Source organism: Chromobacterium sp. Rain0013 (assembly GCF_015291765.1).
GTDB lineage: Bacteria > Pseudomonadota > Gammaproteobacteria > Burkholderiales > Chromobacteriaceae > Chromobacterium > Chromobacterium haemolyticum.
The window spans coordinates 4,664,093-4,681,583 of sequence record NZ_CP031514.1 but is presented as its reverse complement, the minus strand read 5'-3'; the positions used below and the strand labels follow the sequence as shown (position 1 = coordinate 4,681,583).

Genomic DNA, 17,491 nt, shown 5'->3' with positions numbered 1-17,491 from the left:
GCTGTCAGTGAGCGGCTGTCGTGGGGCTGGCCATGGCCTGTCTCAAGTAGTCGATGAACACTCGCAGTTTTGCCGGCTGATGCAGGTGGTGGGGGTAGTACAGGTAAAAGGCCTCCGCAGGCGGCATCCAAGCCTCCAGCACGCTCACCAGGCTGCCGTCGGCCAGATGAGGCGCAGCCATCGCTTGCGGTAAATAAACAAGACCGAGCCCGCCCAGCGCGACATGCAGCGCCGCCGCGGTGTCGTTGGCGGTTAGCGGGCCTTGCACCGAGACTTCGAATGGCCGCCCTGCGTCGACGAATTGCCAGCGGTAGATCTGGCCGCTGCTGGCGAAGCGATAGCGCAGGCAATCATGCTGTCGCAATTGGGACGGATGCTCGGGCGTGCCGCGCGCCTGCAGGTAGCCAGCGCTTGCCGCCACGCAGAAGCGCAGCGGAGCGCTGACCGCCACCGCCTGCATGTCTTGTTGCAGGCTCTCGCCAAAGCGCAGGCCGGCATCCAGGCCCCGCTCCACGATATCCACCAATTGATTGTTCACGTCCAGCTCCAGCCGCAGTTGCGGGTGCGCGCGCATGAAGCCGGGCAACAGCGGATACAGCAGCAGGCTGGCGGCGGTGTGAGGCAAGGTCAGCTTCAGCGTGCCGCTGACCTGTCCTTGCCACTGGCGGGTGTCGTCCAGCGCGCTATCCAGCTGTTCCAGCAGCGGCGTTATCCGCGCCAGCAGCGCTTGGCCTGCCTCGGTGAGCCCAACCTTGCGGGTGGTGCGGTTCAATAGGCGCACGCCCAATTGGGCCTCCAACTGACGCAGAGTCTGGCTGAGGGCCGAGGGCGTGATTTCTTGCTGGGCGGCTGCGCGGGTGAAGCTGCCATGCCGGGCTATCAAGCGGAAAGCTTGCAGCGCATGCAGAGAGTTTTGCGTCATTGTGAAGTTTTTCTACGTAATACATGCAGATTAAGCCTATTTTTCCGGTGGCGGCAAGCGCATATGCTTCAGGCATCTCAACTGATCACGAAAGATGGCAGACATGAAGCAACGAACCCTGGGCCGTAATGGTCCTTCCGTTTCCGTGCTGGGCTTGGGTTGCATGGGCATGAGCGCTTTTTACGGCGCGCATGACGATGCGGAATCGCTGCGCACGCTGAACCACGCGCTGGATCGCGGCGTCAATTTGCTAGACACCGCCGATATGTACGGCCCCTATCGCAATGAGGCGTTGTTGGCGCAAGTATTGAAGTCGCGTCGCCAGGAGGTTGTGTTGGCCACCAAGTTCGGCATCGTGATGGACGCGGCCAATCCAGCCGCGCGCGGCGTCAACGGCCGGCCGGAGTATGTGCGCAGCAGCTGCGAGGGCAGCCTCAAGCGGCTGGGGATCGACGTTATCGACCTTTACTACCTGCATCGCGTGGATCCACAGGTGCCGATCGAGGAAACCGTAGGCGCGATGGCGGAGTTGGTCAGCGCGGGCAAGGTTCGTTATCTGGGCTTGTCCGAAGCCGCGCCGGACACCTTGCGCCGTGCGCACGCCATTCATCCCATCCAAGCGCTGCAAAGCGAATATTCGTTGTGGACGCGGGACCCGGAGCAGCAAACGCTGGCTCTGTGCCGGGAGCTGGGCATCGGTTTCGTCGCCTACAGTCCCTTGGGACGAGGATTCCTGACCGGAGCGATTCGAAGCCCGGACGACTTTGACGCAGACGACTACAGGCGGAGCAGTCCGCGTTTTCTCGGCGAGAATTTCCGCCGCAATCTGGCGCTGGTGGAGCGGGTGAAGGCCCTGGCCGAGGCCAAGGGCTGCAGTCCGGCGCAATTGGCGCTGGCCTGGGTATTGGCGCACGGCGAGCATATCGTCGCCATCCCCGGCGCGCGCCGCATTCGTAATCTGGATGACAACCTGGGCGCTTTGGCGTTGGAGTTGAGCCCAGCGGAAGTGGCGGAAATCGACGCGGTATTCCCGCCGGAGGCTGTCAGCGGTTTGCGCTACGCGGCTGAGGTGATGGCGACAGTTCAGCGTTGAGCTTAGTGTTAGCGGTCTCGTTGCCAGTCGCGGCGGTCCCGCTCATGGTCGTGGCCATGGTCGTGATCGTCGTGCCAGTCACGGTGGTCGCGATCCTTCTGCCGATCCTGATCCCGTTCATGCTCGTGGCCGCGGTGGACTTCGTGGTAATGCGGCACGTAGACCTGGCGATACCATTCATCGCGGACAAAATACACCGGCCTGCCACAGGCGTTGTAGCGGCCGCAGTAGCGGCCCCAGTGCTTGGCATGCCCTGGCGGCACCCGCAAATAAATTGGTGCGATGGCCACCGGGACAGGCTGAATGATCACTGGCTGTGGCGAGATCAGCTCCGGCGCCGGGAAGCCGCCGATATTCAACTGACCGTAAAATCCGGGTTCTCCGACGCTGATGGATACGCCGGCCTGGGCCGGCGCGGCGCTGAGCCAGGCGGAGGCGCCAAGCGCAGCGAATATGAACAAGTGTTTCATGGCAGTGTCCTTTTATAGTACAAGCGAGTGTTGTACTGCCAATATCGGCCAGCACTATTGCGCATGCGCGAATTTCAAGCGCTGAATTATGTGGATTGTTGGCGAAAAAGGGTTTTGCAAACAAAACGCACAGTTTGGAACTCGAGAGAGGCGACACCGCCGTCGCCTGCTTGAATATGGGATGCGGCAATAGCTCAAGGTTTGCCGCGCTGCGGCGATGGAGGTTGAAACTCCTTTTGCAATAAGGGCTGTACCGTGGATACATTCCGTTTTCTTAGAGCCTGTTCAAAGTCTCGCAAGCCAGGGCGAGATAAGGCGAAAACGAGCGAAAAAGCGGAATGGTGGAGGGGGACATGAGTATTTTGAGCTTGTTTTTAACGCCGTGTCGCGGCAGCGCAGCAGATCGTAAACAGCTTCTTAAGCGGCTAAGATGGCCAGCTTCACGGCTGGGGCATAGTAGTACGGGGCGGGGATAAAAAAAGCTGCGAACCATCTGGCGAGCGGCTTGGCCGTGTTGTTTACAGCGTTCGTGAAAAATAGGGCCATTTATTTGTAATGGTTTTTCATCTCCGTGCTCATGTGCCAAGCCCGCGAGTGCGCCGGCTACATGAAAAGACCCTACAAAATTTGCGCTCTCCGTGAAAATCTTGTCGTCGGTTACGGCAAATCAATCACTTATAGATATAGCGCCAATGAACTATCAGCAGCCCATCTACCCCAGGTTTTGGCCGCGGGTGGGCTGTCTTGGCGTGAGTTGTCCCGGGGTCTTCCTCTGCCGGCTTATGGGATGTCGTTAAATGATTGACTCGCCAAGTTTCTTCAGCCTGGCGAAGTACATGACAAAGGCCGCCACAAAGAATGCGTCACCAATGACCACAAGTATGGCGAAGTCTGATGTCCATCCATTTTGAAGCATGTATAAGAGGTTCAGTGCAAACAGAGCCTTACCAATGCCGCCCATAAACACGATGCCGGTGTGGCGTATGGGGTTGGATGCGACCATCAAAAATCCGAATCCATATAGGAGCGCAGTGCCCCATGCTCCTCTATAGACAGCGACCAACACTGGATCAGTCAATTCACGTCCAAATTCACGCGCGAACATGCCGGCGCTATCGAGCAGTCCGGGGATGGCCCCTGCGAAGTTCCAGAGTGCCGAAATGATGAACAGCCATCGAAATGACTGTAACTCAGATGATGTCGATTTGATTCTGCTCATCGTTTCTCCTGTCTTTATTAAGATGTGGCTGTCGACATTTTTACATCGCGACTCTAGCTCGCGGGCTATAGCCACATGGCTGATGAAAAATGTGCTCTAAGAGTGGCTAACAAAATTTCTGATGCTGCGTTGCGCCGACTTGCCGTACTCAAGTACTGCCTGCGTCGGCGCGCCTTGTCTCATCAGCCGTAAAACTGATTTTTGTTAGCCGCTCTAAGACCCTGTTCACGGTCTCGCGAGCCAGAGCGAGACAAGGCGAAAACGAGCGAAAAAGCGGAATGGTCGAGTGGTACATGAGCATTTTGAGCTTGTTTTTAACGCCGTATCGCCGCAGCGCAGCAGATCGTGAACAGGTTCTAAGCAATGAAAGGGACTTTTCCGTCGCAAGGTCGCGGCGGAAGCCGCCATGAATGAAGTTTCCACGCTGCATCCGCCTCGGCGGGGAAGTCCATGCCTATTATCACTTTAGGTATCGATCTCGCCAAGAATTTATTCGTATCGCATGAAATTGGTCGGTCGGGGAGGCATGCTCTGGCCAAACCCAAGATGCGTGCGATCAGCTGCTCGCCATCGTGACGCAGCCCCCACTCTGCCTGATTGGCATGGAAGTCTGTTTTGGAGCCCACGACAGGGGCCGCCTGTTTCCCAAGCCCAAGGACACGCCGTCCGCATCATGGCGCCCAAGTTCGTCGCCCTTATCGCATGTTCGGCCGCCGAGGCAAGAATGACGCCGTCGACGCGGCTGTCAGCTGCGAGACCGTTTCCCGACCCAATACGCGTTTCGTCCTGATCAAGGAAGAGCAGCAACAATAAAATCAGCAATAGGTTTGAAGAGAGCTTGCGACTGGACGTAAAAAAGCCCCGCACAGTGGCGGAGCCTTTTTAGAGCCGAGTAATATGGATTTCTCACTTTTTGCAAAAAAATCCCATTAACTCTGCTGACCTACAGCCCTAATGTGGAGGCTTGGGACGCTTATTCCGGACGCATCTGCGGGAACAGAATGACGTCGCGGATGGACGGCGCGTCGGTCAGCAGCATTACCAGACGGTCGATGCCGATGCCGCAGCCGCCGGTGGGCGGCAGACCGTATTCCATCGCGCGGATGTAGTCGGCGTCGTAGTGCATTGCCTCGTCGTCGCCGGCATCCTTCTGCGCCACTTGGGACAGGAAGCGCGCGGCTTGGTCTTCCGGGTCGTTCAACTCGGAGTAGCCGTTGGCGTGTTCGCGGCCGACGATGAACAGTTCGAAACGCTCGGTCAGGCCCGGCTTGCTGTCGGAGCCGCGGGCCAGCGGGGACACTTCCACCGGGTAGTCGATGATGAAGGTCGGGTTCCACAACAGGCTTTCGGCACATTCCTCAAACAGCGCCAATTGCAGACTGCCCAGGCCCGGCGCGGGAGGAAGCTTGCCGCCCAGGCGCTTGATCTCGCTGGCCACCCAGGCCGCGTCGGCCAGTTGAGCGTCGGTGTACTGTGGGTTGTAGTGCTTGATCGCGCCGACGATGGTGAAGCGGTCGAACGGCTTGCCCAGATCCACTTCCTTGCCTTGATAGCTGACGGTGGTGGAACCGCAGGACACCAGCGCGCATTCGCGGATGATGGTCTCGGTCATCTCCATCATGCGCTGATAATCGCTATAGGCCTCGTAGAACTCGATCATGGTGAACTCGGGGTTATGGCGGGTGCTCATCCCCTCGTTGCGGAAGTTGCGGTTGATCTCGAACACGCGTTCCAGGCCGCCCACCACCAGGCGCTTCAGATACAGCTCAGGCGCGATGCGCAGGTACAGGGGCATGTCCAGCGCATTGTGGTGGGTGACGAAAGGCTTGGCCGCAGCGCCGCCCGGGATCGGGTGCATCATCGGGGTTTCCACTTCCAGATAGCCTTCGCCCACCATCACGTCGCGAACCTTCTGGATGATCTTGGACCGCTTGATGAAGGTCTGGCGGCTGTCTTCGTTCATGATCAGGTCGGCGTAGCGCTGACGGTACTTGGTTTCCTGATCGGTGATGCCGTGGAATTTCTCCGGCAGCGGGCGGATGTTCTTGGACAGCAGGCGCACTTCGCTGGCTTGTACCGTCAGTTCGCCGGTCTTGGTCTTGAACAGGGTGCCTTTGACGGCGACGATATCGCCCAAGTCCCAGTGCTTGAACTCGGCGTGCAGTTCTTCGCCCACGCCGTCATTGGAGATGTAGGCCTGAATGCGGCCGCTGCCGTCTTGCAGCGTGGCGAAGCTGGCCTTGCCCATCACACGTTTCAACATCATGCGGCCGGCGACGGCAACCTCGATCTTTTCGGCTTCCAGCGCTTCTTTTTCCTTGCCTGCGTGAGCGTCCTGCAGGACTTGCGCGAAGTGGCTGCGCTTGAAGTCGTTGGGGAAGGCGATACGCTGTTCGCGGATGCTTTTCAGCTTTTGGCGGCGTTCCGCCATGATCTGGTTTTCGTCCTGGCTAGGCGATGTTTGCTCGTGTTCAGACATGTTCACTCCGTAATTCAATGCAATGGCTGTTGGCCGCCGCGCGGGCGGCGACCGGGTTAAGCGAGTTTAGGCTCAGACGCCTTGTTTCAGGCTGGCCTCGATGAAGCCGTCCAGGTCGCCGTCCATGACGCCCTTGATATTGCCCACTTCGTAGCTGGTGCGCAGGTCCTTGATTCGGGACTGGTCGAAGACGTAGGAGCGGATCTGATGACCCCAGCCCACATCGGTCTTGGTGTCTTCCAGCGCCTGCTTGGCCTCGTTGCGCTTTTTCAGTTCCAGTTCGTACAGCTTGGCGCGCAGCATTTGCATCGCTTCGTCGCGGTTGCGGTGCTGGGAGCGGTCGTTCTGGCACTGCACCACGATCCCGGTGGGATTGTGGGTGATGCGCACGGCGGAGTCGGTCTTGTTGATGTGCTGACCGCCGGCGCCGGAGGCGCGGTAGGTGTCGACGCGCAAATCGGCCGGATTGATGTCGATCTCGAAGCTGTCGTCCACTTCCGGGTAGACGAAGACGGAGGAGAACGAAGTGTGGCGACGCGCGTTGGAGTCAAACGGGGACACTCGCACCAGGCGGTGCACGCCGACTTCGGAGCGCAGCAAGCCGTAGGCGTATTCACCGCTGATCTTCAGTGTGGCGCTGGTGATGCCGGCCACTTCGCCTTCGGATTCTTCCAGCACTTCCACGCTGAAGCCCTTGCGTTCGGCGTAGCGGATATACATGCGCAGCAGCATGCCGGCCCAGTCCTGGGCCTCGGTGCCGCCGGCGCCGGCCTGGATATCCAGGAAGCAGTTGTTCGGGTCCATCGGGTCGTGGAACATCCTGCGGAATTCCAGCTGCGCGAGCTTGGCTTCGGCGGTGTCCAGATCGGCCTGTACGGCCAGGATGGTGTCGTCGTCGTTTTCGGCGCGGCCCATCTCGAACAGTTCGGCGCTGTCGCTGACCATGGCGCTGATCTCGTCGATCACCAGCACCACGTCTTCCAGCTGTTTGCGCTCGCGGCCCAGTTCCTGAGCGCGCTTGGGGTCGTTCCAGATATCCGGGTCTTCGGTCAGGCGGGATACTTCTTCCAGACGGTCTTTTTTACCGTCGTAGTCAAAGATACCCCCGGATATCGGCGCCACGGGTGGCCAGGTCGTCGATCTTGGCCGCGATTTGGTTCAGTACTTCGACTTCAATCATGCTCAACTCCAAATAGCAGTCTGTTAAATATAGGCAGTCGGGAAATCGGGTCTTGATCAAAGACAAAAAAGCGCACCATAAGGTGCGCTTTTGCTGAAAAGACTTGGGATGGATCAGCCAAACAGGTGAGCGATGGCGGCGCGCTCTTCTTCCAGTTCGGCCAGGGTGAAGTTCATCCGCTCGCGGCTGAACTCGTCGATTTCCAGACCTTGCACAATCTTGTATTCGCCATTTTCGCATACAACCGGGAAGCCGTACATCACGCCTTCCGGGATGCCGTAGGAGCCGTCGGACGGAATGCCCATGGTCACCCACTTGCCGTTACTGCCCAGCACCCAGTCGTGGACGTGGTCGATGGCGGCATTGGCTGCGGAAGCAGCGGAGGAAAGGCCTCGCGCTTCAATGATGGCGGCGCCGCGTTTGCCCACGGTGGGCAGGAATACGTCGCGGTTCCAGGCTTCGTCGTTGATCATGGCCTTGACCGGCTGGCCGGCGATGCTGGCGAAGCGGTAGTCGGCGTACATGGTCGGCGAGTGGTTGCCCCATACCGCCAGTTTCTCGATGGCGGCCACCGGCTTGCCGGTTTTGGCGGCGATCTGGGACAGCGCGCGGTTGTGGTCAAGACGCAACATGGCGGTGAAGTTTTTCGGATTCAGATCCGGAGCGGACTTCATCGCGATCCAGGCGTTGGTGTTGGCCGGGTTGCCCACAACCAGCACTTTCACGTCGCGAGCGGCGTGGTCGTTCAACGCCTTGCCCTGCACCGTGAAGATGGCGCCGTTGGCTTCCAGCAGATCCTTGCGCTCCATGCCCTTGCTGCGCGGGCGGGCGCCTACCAGCAGCGCGACCTTGACGTCCTTGAAGGCCACGTTCGGATCGTCGGTGGCGACCATGCCGGCCAGCAGGGGGAAGGCACAGTCTTCCAGTTCCATCATCACGCCCTTGAGGGCGGTTTGAGCTTGCGGCAGGTCCAGCAGTTGCAGGATGACCGGTTGATCCTTGCCGAGCATTTCGCCGCTGGCAATGCGGAACAGCAGACTGTAGCCGATTTGGCCGGCTGCGCCGGTGACGGCGACGCGAACGGGAGCTTTCATTGGCGGACTCTCCTTTGATGTATCCGATAATGACGATATGCAGATGTTGCTCTGCAGCATTGAATGCTTTTGTGCGGCTGAGTGTAACACGGAGTATAGCCAATGTGGGGGTGGATTCCTCATCAGAAAAGCTGATAGGGGCGGCAAAGTCTTGTATCTTATATAAGACTTGTATTTACGCTTGATTTGTTTGGTGATACAACAGAGAACATGACAGATCGACCGCTGCGTAGACAGCCGCTGTACAGCCAGATCAAACAGCAGTTGCTGCGACGGATCGGCGATGGCGAGTGGCAGGAAAACGATGCCTTGCCCAGCGAATGGGATTTGGCGGACGAGTTGGGCGCAAGCCAGGGCACGGTGCGCAAGGCTTTGAGCGAACTGGTGGCCGACGGTCTTTTGTATCGCGCGCAGGGCAGGGGCACTTTCGTGGCGCCGGCGCCCAGCGAATGGGGCGAAGGCCTGCTGCTGACGCCGGGGCTGTTCAACGAGCAGCCGGACGATCTGGCGAGGGAGTTCCTCGGTATTTCGCGAGGCAACGCCAGCGATGACATGGCCGCGGCATTGCAATTGCGGCGCGCTGCGCCTTTATTGAGAGTTCGGCAGTTGTGGCGCTGGCACGGCATCCCGGTCGCGGTGGATGAGGCCTTCTTGCCGGCCGACGAGTTTGAAGGGCTGGACGCGCGCTGGCTGCGCGGTTCGTCCGGGGTGTATCAGGCGCTGCAGCAGCGCTTCGGCATCCGTTTGAAAGTATTGTGCGAGCAGTTCCGCGCGCTGATGCTGCCGCGCGAGGAAAGCGCGTTGCTCGGCGTCACCGGCATGGTGGCCGAGGCGCCGGCCTTGAGCCTGATACGGATTTCAGGCTCGATGGAGGGCCTGCCGCTGGAGTGGCGGCAGCGTTACTGCTTGACGCACAACTGGGCTTATACCGCCCGCCGGGCTTGACGCGGCGGGCTTTTGACGTGACGTGGACGGCTGGGCCGGCGGCGAAAGACAGGCCGCGGCCAGCCAGTTTTGCTAGAATCCCCGGGTCATATTGCACCGCGATATTCCTGGTGCGGCATGAGCGGTAATGACGGGCATCCAGCCATAACAAAAACGGAGCCCTTCAGGCGGGCGGCCTCGTAGCGGGTCGTCTGTTGTGTAACCTCTTGGTTCTAAAAACATCCAAGGAAGCCATATGCAGAAGCAACGACCAAAGCACCTGGATCTGGCCAAGATCAGATTGCCGATTCCCGGCATCGTCTCGATCTTGCACCGGATCAGCGGTGTTGCGCTGTTCTTTTCTCTCCCACTGTTGATTTACCTGTTGCACGGTTCGCTGAGTTCGGCCGAATCGTTCGAAACCTACCGCGCCGTGGTGGGCAATCCGCTGATGAAGCTGGTGTTGCTCGGCCTGTTGTGGGCGTATATGCACCATTTCTGTGCCGGTATCCGTTTCCTCTTCCTCGATATTCATAAAGGTCTTGAACTGCAGACCGCCCGCGCCACCGCCAAGACCGTTGTGGCAGTCAGCCTGGCGCTGACCGTGGTTCTGGGAGTTGCTCTATGGTAAACCGCAATGTCGTCGGCGCCGGCTATGGCCTGCGCGATTGGATCATGCAGCGCGTCACCGCGGTGATCATGTTGATCTACACCGTGGCTTTGGCTTTGTTCCTGTTGACCATGCCGTCCGGCTACGAAGGTTGGAAGGCGTTCTTCGGCCAGTTCTGGGTGCAACTGCTGACCCAGGTGAGCTTGATCGCCCTGTTCCTCCACGTATGGGTGGGCATCCGCGATCTGTGGATGGACTATGTGAAGCCGGTGGGTGTTCGCCTGGCGCTGCACGTGTTCACCATCGTTTGGCTGGTTTCCTGTTTTATCTATTCCGTTAAAGTGGTCTGGGGGCTGTAATGGGTATTCCTGTTCGTCATTTCGACGCCGTTATCGTTGGGGCAGGCGGAGCAGGCATGCGCGCGGCCTTGCAATTGTCCGAGGCCGGCCTGAAGACAGCTGTGCTGTCCAAGGTGTTCCCGACCCGCTCCCACACCGTTGCCGCCCAAGGCGGCGTGTCCGCTTCGCTCGGCAATTCCGAGGAAGATCATTGGCACTGGCATATGTACGACACCGTCAAGGGGTCGGACTGGCTGGGTGATCAGGACGCCATCGAATTCATGTGCCGCGAAGCGCCCAAGGTGGTGGTGGAGCTGGAACACTTCGGCATGCCGTTCGACCGCAACGCCGACGGTTCCATCTATCAGCGCCCGTTCGGCGGCCATATGTCGAACTTCGGCGAGAAGCCGGTGCGTCGCGCTTGCGCCGCGGCCGACCGGACCGGCCACGCCATGCTGCACGCGCTGTACCAGCGCAATGTGCGCGCCAACACTCACTTCTTCGTTGAGTGGATGGCGCTGGACCTGATCCGCGATGCCGACGGCAATGTCCAGGGCGTGATCGCCATGGAAATGGAAACTTCGGAAATCGTCGTGTTCCAGGCCAAGGCCACCCTGTTCGCCACCGGCGGCGCCGGCCGCATCTTCTCCTCGTCCACCAACGCCTTCATCAATACCGGCGACGGCCTGGGCATGGCCGCTCGCGCAGGCATTCCGCTGGAAGACATGGAGTTCTGGCAGTTCCACCCGACCGGCGTGGCTGGCGCGGGCGTGTTGATCACCGAAGGCGTGCGCGGCGAAGGCGGCATTCTGCGCAATGCGCAGGGCGAGCGTTTCATGGAACGCTACGCGCCCAACGCCAAGGATCTGGCGTCCCGCGATGTGGTGTCGCGCGCGATGGTGACCGAGATCAACGAAGGCCGCGGCTGTGGCCCGAACAAGGATCACGTGCTGCTGGACATCACTCATCTGGATCCGGAAGTGATCATGTCCAAGCTGCCGGGCATCCGCGAGATCTCGATCAAGTTCGCCGGCGTGGACCCGATCAAGGCCCCGATTCCGGTGGTGCCGACCTGCCATTACCAGATGGGCGGCATTCCCACCAACTACCACGGCGAAGTGGTGGTGCATGGCGAAAAAGTGCAGGGCTTCTATGCCGCGGGCGAATGCGCGTGCGCGTCGGTGCACGGCGCCAACCGCCTGGGCACCAACTCGTTGCTGGATTTGCTGGTGTTCGGCAAGAGCTCGGCCAATTCGATGATCGAGTTCATCAAGCAGCAGCCGGAAGATCTGCCGGAGCTGGCGCTGGCGGACGTCGAGCGCTCGCTGGCCCGCGTTGAGCGTCTGAACACCCAGACCGGCGGCGTGCAGGTCAACGATGCGCGTGAAGCCATGCAGCGCACCATGCAGGCGCACTGCGGCGTGTTCCGCTTCAAGGACATGCTGGCCGAAGGCGTGGAGAAGATTCTGGAAGTGGAGAAGATGGTGCAGCGCACCGAGATTTCCGACAAGTCCAATGTCTTCAATACCGCCCGCATCGAGGCGCTGGAGCTGGAAAACCTGATCGAAGTGGCCAAGGCCACGATGATCTCGGCCAATGCCCGCACCGAGAGCCGCGGCGCCCATGTGCGCGACGACGCCAAGGACACCGAGGAAACCCCGAACGGCCGCGACGACAAGAACTGGCTGAAGCATACCCTGTGGTATCGCGAAGCCAACCGTCTGGACTACAAGCCGGTCACCCTGAAGCCGCTGTCGGTCGATACGATCGCGCTGAAGACCCGCTCCTACTAAGGGTGCAATCAAGATGACTACCGAAACCGTCAAATTCCGCATCTACCGCTACAACCCGGAAACCGATGCCAAGCCGTACATGCAGGACATCAGCGTGGAGATGAGCTCCACCGAGCACAAGCTGCTGGATGCGCTGGTGAAGCTGAAGGTGAAGGACGACACGCTGAGCTTCCGTCGCTCCTGTCGCGAAGGCGTCTGCGGTTCCGACGCGATGAACATCAACGGCAAGAACGGCCTGGCCTGCCTGACCGACTTCCGCGACCTGAAACAGCCGATCGAGCTGCGTCCGCTGCCGGGTCTGCCGGTGATCCGCGATCTGATCGTGGACATGACTCAGTTCTTCAAGCAGTACCACTCGATCAAGCCCTACGTGATCAACGACACGCCGCCGCCGGAGCGCGAACGCAAGCAGTCGCCGGAAGACCGCAAGGAACTGGACGGCCTGTACGAGTGCATTCTGTGCGCTTGCTGCTCGACGTCCTGCCCGTCCTTCTGGTGGAACCCGGACAAGTTCGTCGGTCCGGCCGGTCTGTTGGCCGCCTACCGCTTCATCGCGGACACGCGCGACGAAGCCACCAAGGAGCGTCTGGACAACCTGGAAGATCCGTACCGCTTGTTCCGTTGCCACACCATCATGAACTGCGTGGACGTGTGTCCCAAGGGCCTGAATCCGACCAAGGCGATTGGCAAGATCAAGGACCTGATGGTCAAGCGTGCAGTATGACCGCCTACGATCCGATTGAACTCAAGCGGATCCGTTGGCGGTCCCGGCGGGGGCTACTGGAGCTGGATCTGGTGTTGGAGAAGTTCTTCGCCGGCCCCTTCGACCAGTTGGCCCCGGCCGAGATTGAGGCTTATAGGCGGTTGCTGGATTTGCCCGATACCGATTTTCTGGATGTCGTCAGCGGCAAGGCCGATTTGGACGATCCGGAAGAGATGGCCATCGTGGCGATTCTCCGCTCGCTCTGACGGCTATGCATCACCCCAATTACAACGACCATAAACCGACTGGGAGTATTGCTGTGGAAACTAATCGCAAAGTAACGCTCACATACAACGAGGGTAAGGAAACTCTGGATTTGCCGGTCCAGAGCGGCACTTTGGGGCCGGATGTCGTAGACATCCGCACCTTCTCCAAAACCGGCATGTTCACGTTCGACCCGGGCTTCCTGGCCACCGCCAGCTGCGAGTCCGGCATCACCTTCATCGACGGCGATCTGGGGCAGCTCTACTACCGCGGCTACCCGATCGAGCAACTCGCCGAGAAAAGCGATTATCTTGAAGTCTGCTACCTGCTGTTGAACGGCGAGCTGCCGACCGCGGCGCAGCGCAAGGAATTCGAACGCGGCATCATGCGCCACAATATGCTGCATGATCAGCTGATGAGCCTGTTCAAGGGCTTCCGCCGCGACGCGCATCCGATGGCCGTGATGGTGGGCGTGGTGGGCGCGCTGTCCGCCTTCTACCATGACTCCTTGGACATCTCCAATCCGGAACATCGCCGCATTTCCGCGCATCGCCTGGTGGCCAAGCTGCCGACCATCGCCGCGCAAGCTTACCGCTACAACAAGGGCCTGCCGTTCTCCTACCCGAAAAACGGCCTGACCTACGCGGAAAACTTCCTGCACATGATGTTCTCCACCCCGTGCGAAGAGTACAAGGTGAACCCGGTGCTGGCGCGCGCGCTGGACCGCATCTTCACTCTGCACGCGGACCATGAGCAGAACGCTTCCACCTCCACCGTGCGTCTGGCCGGCTCCTCCGGGGCCAATCCCTTCGCCTGCATCGCCGCGGGCATCGCCTGCCTGTGGGGCCCGTCTCACGGCGGCGCCAACGAAGCCGTGCTGAAGATGCTGGACGAGATCGGCAGCGTGGAAAACGTGGCCGACTTCATGCAAGGCGTGAAGGACAAGCGCTACAAACTGATGGGCTTCGGCCACCGCGTGTACAAGAACATGGACCCGCGCGCCTCCATCATGAAGCAGACCTGCGACGAAGTGCTGAACGAGCTGGGCCTGCACAACGATCCCAAGTTCAAGCTGGCGATGGAGCTGGAAAAGATCGCGCTGTCCGATCCGTATTTCATCGAGCGCAAGCTGTACCCGAACGTGGATTTCTACTCCGGCATCGTGCTGTCGGCGATCGGCATCCCGGTATCGATGTTCACTCCGATCTTCGCGCTGGCCCGCACCGTGGGCTGGATTGCTCACTGGAGCGAAATGATTTCCGACCCGGCGATGAAAATCGGCCGTCCGCGCCAGTTGTACACCGGCGCGCCCCGCCGCGATTTCACCCCGGTGGAGAAACGCAAGTAAGCAGGAACGAGGGTTGGCTGGAGCAGGGCTTCAGTCAGCCTTTTTTTCCGGCCCGAAGGCGGGCCGGGGCAGGGTCAGAATGTTATGGGAAGCACAACAAAAAAGTTTTTCCGATAGCGTTTTCCCCATGCTGCAACAGGGAGTTCGCGCCAGGGCGTAGCTGGCCGGATTCCGAACAGAAACGACAAAGGGTAGCCCCATGATGCAATCCATGTACAGCCATTCTTACCTGTTCGGTGGGAATGCACCGTTCATCGAGGAGCTGTACGAACAGTACCTCGCTGACGCCAATTCCGTTCCGAATGAGTGGCGCGACTATTTCGACAAGCTGGCGCAAGCGCCGGGCGCTGCCGAACGCGATGTGCCGCACATGCCGATCCAGGAATCCTTCATTCAGCTGGCCAAGAAGCCGGCCGCCGGCCAGCGCGCCAGCAGCGGGGCTGAATGGGACACCATGCAAAAGCAGGTGGGGGTGCTGAAACTGATTTCCGCCTACCGCGTGCTGGGCAGCCGCCAGGCCAACCTGGACCCGCTCAAGCGCATGGATCAGGAACTGGTGCGCGAACTGGATCCGGCTACCCATGGACTGACCGGGGCCGATATGGCGGTGCAATTCAACGCCGGCTCGCTGGTGGGCCCGCAGAAGATGCCGCTGTCCGACATTCTGGCGCGTCTGAAGCAGACCTACTGCGGCAATATCGGCGTCGAGTACATGCACATCACCAAGTCGGATGAAAAGCATTGGGTGCAAAAGCGCTTCGAGGGCGACCTGTCCACACCGCATTACGACGCGGCCAAGAAGCAGCGCATCCTGAAGCAGATCACCGCCGCCGAGACGCTGGAACGCTATCTGCACACCAAATACGTCGGCCAGAAGCGCTTCTCGCTGGAAGGCGGCGAGTCGGCCATCGCCGCGCTGGACCATCTTATCCAGAACGCCACCGGCCAGGGCGTGCAGGAACTGATCATCGGCATGGCTCACCGCGGCCGTTTGAACGTGCTGGTCAACACCTTGGGCAAGCTGCCGCGCGACCTGTTCGCCGAGTTCGAAGGCAAGGCCGCCCAGCAAATGGCTTCCGGCGACGTGAAGTACCACATGGGCTTCTCGTCTGACATCCCGACCGCCGACGGCCCGATGCATGTGTCGCTGGCCTTCAACCCTTCTCACCTGGAGATCGTCAACCCGGTAGTGGAGGGCTCGGTGCGCGCGCGTCAAGAGCGCCGCAAGGACACGGAACGCAAGACCGCGGTGCCGGTATTGATTCACGGCGACTCCGCCTTTGGCGGTCTGGGCGTCAACCAGGGCACTTTCAACCTGTCGCAGACTCGCGGCTACGGCACTGGCGGCACCATCCACATCGTGATCAACAACCAGGTGGGCTTCACCACCTCGGACACCCGCGATATCCGTTCGACGATGTACTGCACCGACGTGGCCAAGATGATCGAAGCGCCGATCTTCCACGTCAACGGCGATGATCCGGAAGCCGTCTGCTATGTGATGCAGGCCGCGCTGGACTACCGCATGACCTTCAAGAAGGACGTGGTCATCGATCTGGTGTGCTACCGCAAACTGGGCCACAACGAGGGCGACGATCCCTTCCTGACCCAGCCGATGATGTACAAGAAGATCGCCAAGCATCAGGGCGTGCGCGCGATGTACGCCGAGCGTCTGGTGCAGGAAGGCGTGCTGAAGGCGGAAGAAGCCGACGCGCAAATCCAGGCCTACCGCGACGCGCTGGACAAGGGCGAGCACGTAGAGCAGACCGCGCTGACCAACTACAAGCGCGAGCACGCACTGGACTTCAGCCAGTACCTGGGCACCCACTGGGCGCACCCGACCGACACCTCCTTGCCGCAGGCCGACATCCAGCGCCTGACCGACAAGTTCACCTCGCTGCCGGAGGGCTTCAAGCTGCACCCGACGGTGCAGAAGGTGCTGGCCGCGCGCAAGGCGATGGCCGCCGGCGAGCAGAACGCGGACTGGGGCATGGCCGAGACCCTGGCTTACGCCAGCCTGGTGACCAACGGTTTTGGCGTGCGCCTGTCCGGCGAAGACTCCGGTCGCGGCACCTTCAGCCACCGCCACGCCGTGCTGCACGACCAGAACCGCGAGAGCTGGGACCAGGGCAGCTACGTGCCGCTGCGCAATATGTCTGACAACCAGGCTGATTTCCTGGTGATCGACTCCATCCTGAACGAAGAAGCGGTGCTGGCCTATGAATACGGTTATGCCTGTTCCGCTCCGGATCAGCTGGTGATTTGGGAAGCTCAGTTCGGCGACTTCGCCAACGGCGCCCAGGTGGCCATCGACCAGTTCATTTCCTCCGGCGAGACCAAGTGGGGCCGTCTGTGCGGCCTGACCACCATCCTGCCGCACGGCTACGACGGCCAGGGCCCGGAGCACTCGTCCGCGCGCCTGGAGCGTTGGCTGCAACTGTGCGCCGAGCACAATATGCAGGTGGTGATGCCGTCCGAAGCCTCGCAGATGTTCCACATGCTGCGTCGCCAGGTGCTGCGGCCGTACCGCAAGCCGCTGGTCATCTTCCTGTCCAAGCGTCTGCTGCGCTTCAAGGATTCGATGAGCCCGATCGAAGCGTTCACCAGCGGAAGCTTCCGCCCGGTGATAGGCGACTCGGTGGTGCAGGACGCCAAGAAGGTCAAGCGCGTGTTGCTGTGCGCCGGCCAGGTGTATTACGACCTTGCCGCCGCCCGCAAGGAACGCGGCCTGGACGAAGATATCGCCATCGTGCGCATCGAGCAGCTCTACCCGTTCCCGACCGAGCAGGTGGCCGCCGAGCTGGCGCGCTTCCCGCAGGCTCGCGAAGTGATGTGGGTGCAGGAAGAGCCGCGCAACCAGGGCGCGTGGTACCAGATCCGTCACCGCCTGGAAGGCCTGCTGGGCGCCAAGCAGTCCTTGTCGTTCGCCGGCCGTCCGTCGTCCGCTTCCCCGGCCGTAGGCTATATGAGCAAACACGTCGCCCAACTCAAGGCTTTCGTTGAAGAAGCCATGTCGGTCGCCAAATAACCACTGAATGAGTTCGAGGCAGCCGG

15 protein-coding genes and 1 pseudogene are annotated in these 17,491 nt (G+C 60.4%); 10 read left to right on the top strand and 6 right to left on the bottom strand.

Annotated features, from left to right (window positions below):
- Positions 1-4: 4 nt before the first annotated feature.
- Positions 5-922 (bottom strand): LysR family transcriptional regulator, encoded by a 918-nt coding sequence (locus tag DXT74_RS21405; protein ID WP_043592740.1) that lies wholly within the window; start codon positions 920-922, stop codon positions 5-7.
- Between the two features lie 103 nt (positions 923-1,025).
- On the opposite strand from DXT74_RS21405, the gene DXT74_RS21400 reads away from it, so the two are divergent.
- On the top strand, positions 1,026-2,015 hold the full coding sequence (locus DXT74_RS21400) for an aldo/keto reductase (protein ID WP_081554355.1): 990 nt from the start codon (positions 1,026-1,028) through the stop codon (positions 2,013-2,015).
- An 8-nt stretch (positions 2,016-2,023) separates the two neighbouring features.
- On the opposite strand, the gene DXT74_RS21395 is transcribed toward DXT74_RS21400, so the two are convergent.
- Entirely contained in the window at positions 2,024-2,485 is a 462-nt protein-coding gene (locus DXT74_RS21395) for a hypothetical protein (RefSeq protein ID WP_194426960.1), read from the bottom strand.
- A 793-nt stretch (positions 2,486-3,278) separates the two neighbouring features.
- On the bottom strand, positions 3,279-3,704 hold the full coding sequence (locus tag DXT74_RS21390) for a hypothetical protein (RefSeq protein ID WP_114151981.1): 426 nt from the start codon (positions 3,702-3,704) through the stop codon (positions 3,279-3,281).
- A gap of 584 nt (positions 3,705-4,288) precedes the next feature.
- Here DXT74_RS21390 and DXT74_RS23265 point away from each other — a divergent pair.
- Positions 4,289-4,514 (top strand): annotated as a pseudogene (locus tag DXT74_RS23265) (IS110 family transposase); the annotation flags it as partial.
- Between the two features lie 163 nt (positions 4,515-4,677).
- On the opposite strand, the gene lysS reads toward DXT74_RS23265, so the two are convergent.
- From lysS to DXT74_RS21375, 3 genes are all read right to left on the bottom strand, one after another.
- On the bottom strand, positions 4,678-6,183 hold the full coding sequence (gene lysS, locus DXT74_RS21385) for a lysine--tRNA ligase (RefSeq protein WP_081554352.1): 1,506 nt from the start codon (positions 6,181-6,183) through the stop codon (positions 4,678-4,680).
- Positions 6,184-6,255: 72 nt separating this feature from the next.
- A protein-coding gene (prfB, locus tag DXT74_RS21380) for a peptide chain release factor 2 (RefSeq protein ID WP_114152232.1) occupies positions 6,256-7,360 on the bottom strand; the annotation gives its coding sequence in 2 pieces (ribosomal slippage) (positions 6,256-7,278 and positions 7,280-7,360; 1,104 coding nt in all).
- A 116-nt stretch (positions 7,361-7,476) separates the two neighbouring features.
- Positions 7,477-8,457, bottom strand: coding sequence for a malate dehydrogenase (locus DXT74_RS21375; protein ID WP_019103266.1), 981 nt, complete (start codon positions 8,455-8,457; stop codon positions 7,477-7,479).
- A 210-nt stretch (positions 8,458-8,667) separates the two neighbouring features.
- Between DXT74_RS21375 and DXT74_RS21370 the strand changes: the two genes are divergently transcribed.
- The 8 genes from DXT74_RS21370 (at position 8,668) to DXT74_RS21335 (ending at position 17,465) form a co-directional block, all read left to right on the top strand.
- The gene (locus tag DXT74_RS21370) at positions 8,668-9,402 is read left to right on the top strand and encodes a GntR family transcriptional regulator (protein WP_194426959.1); all 735 of its coding nucleotides are present in this window, start codon (positions 8,668-8,670) and stop codon (positions 9,400-9,402) included.
- Positions 9,403-9,637: 235 nt separating this feature from the next.
- Entirely contained in the window at positions 9,638-10,012 is a 375-nt protein-coding gene (sdhC, locus tag DXT74_RS21365) for a succinate dehydrogenase, cytochrome b556 subunit (protein ID WP_019103264.1), read from the top strand.
- Positions 10,006-10,350, top strand: a complete 345-nt coding sequence (gene sdhD / locus DXT74_RS21360; protein ID WP_043592734.1) for a succinate dehydrogenase, hydrophobic membrane anchor protein — start codon at positions 10,006-10,008, stop codon at positions 10,348-10,350. The genes sdhC and sdhD overlap by 7 nt, the downstream gene beginning before the upstream one ends.
- A complete protein-coding gene (sdhA, locus tag DXT74_RS21355; protein WP_043632319.1) occupies positions 10,350-12,122 on the top strand; it encodes a succinate dehydrogenase flavoprotein subunit in 1,773 nt (590 codons plus the stop codon). The genes sdhD and sdhA overlap by 1 nt, the downstream gene beginning before the upstream one ends.
- A gap of 13 nt (positions 12,123-12,135) precedes the next feature.
- Positions 12,136-12,846, top strand: coding sequence for a succinate dehydrogenase iron-sulfur subunit (locus DXT74_RS21350; RefSeq protein WP_019103261.1), 711 nt, complete (start codon positions 12,136-12,138; stop codon positions 12,844-12,846).
- On the top strand, positions 12,843-13,091 hold the full coding sequence (locus DXT74_RS21345) for a succinate dehydrogenase assembly factor 2 (protein WP_019103260.1): 249 nt from the start codon (positions 12,843-12,845) through the stop codon (positions 13,089-13,091). Before DXT74_RS21350 ends, DXT74_RS21345 begins: the two co-directional genes overlap by 4 nt.
- Positions 13,092-13,144: 53 nt before the next feature.
- Entirely contained in the window at positions 13,145-14,437 is a 1,293-nt protein-coding gene (gene gltA, locus DXT74_RS21340; protein WP_039756047.1) for a citrate synthase, read from the top strand.
- Between the two features lie 199 nt (positions 14,438-14,636).
- Positions 14,637-17,465 carry a 2-oxoglutarate dehydrogenase E1 component gene (locus DXT74_RS21335; RefSeq protein WP_043632322.1) on the top strand — a complete coding sequence of 943 codons (2,829 nt, stop codon included), beginning with the start codon at positions 14,637-14,639 and terminating at the stop codon, positions 17,463-17,465.
- Positions 17,466-17,491 lie beyond the last annotated feature (26 nt).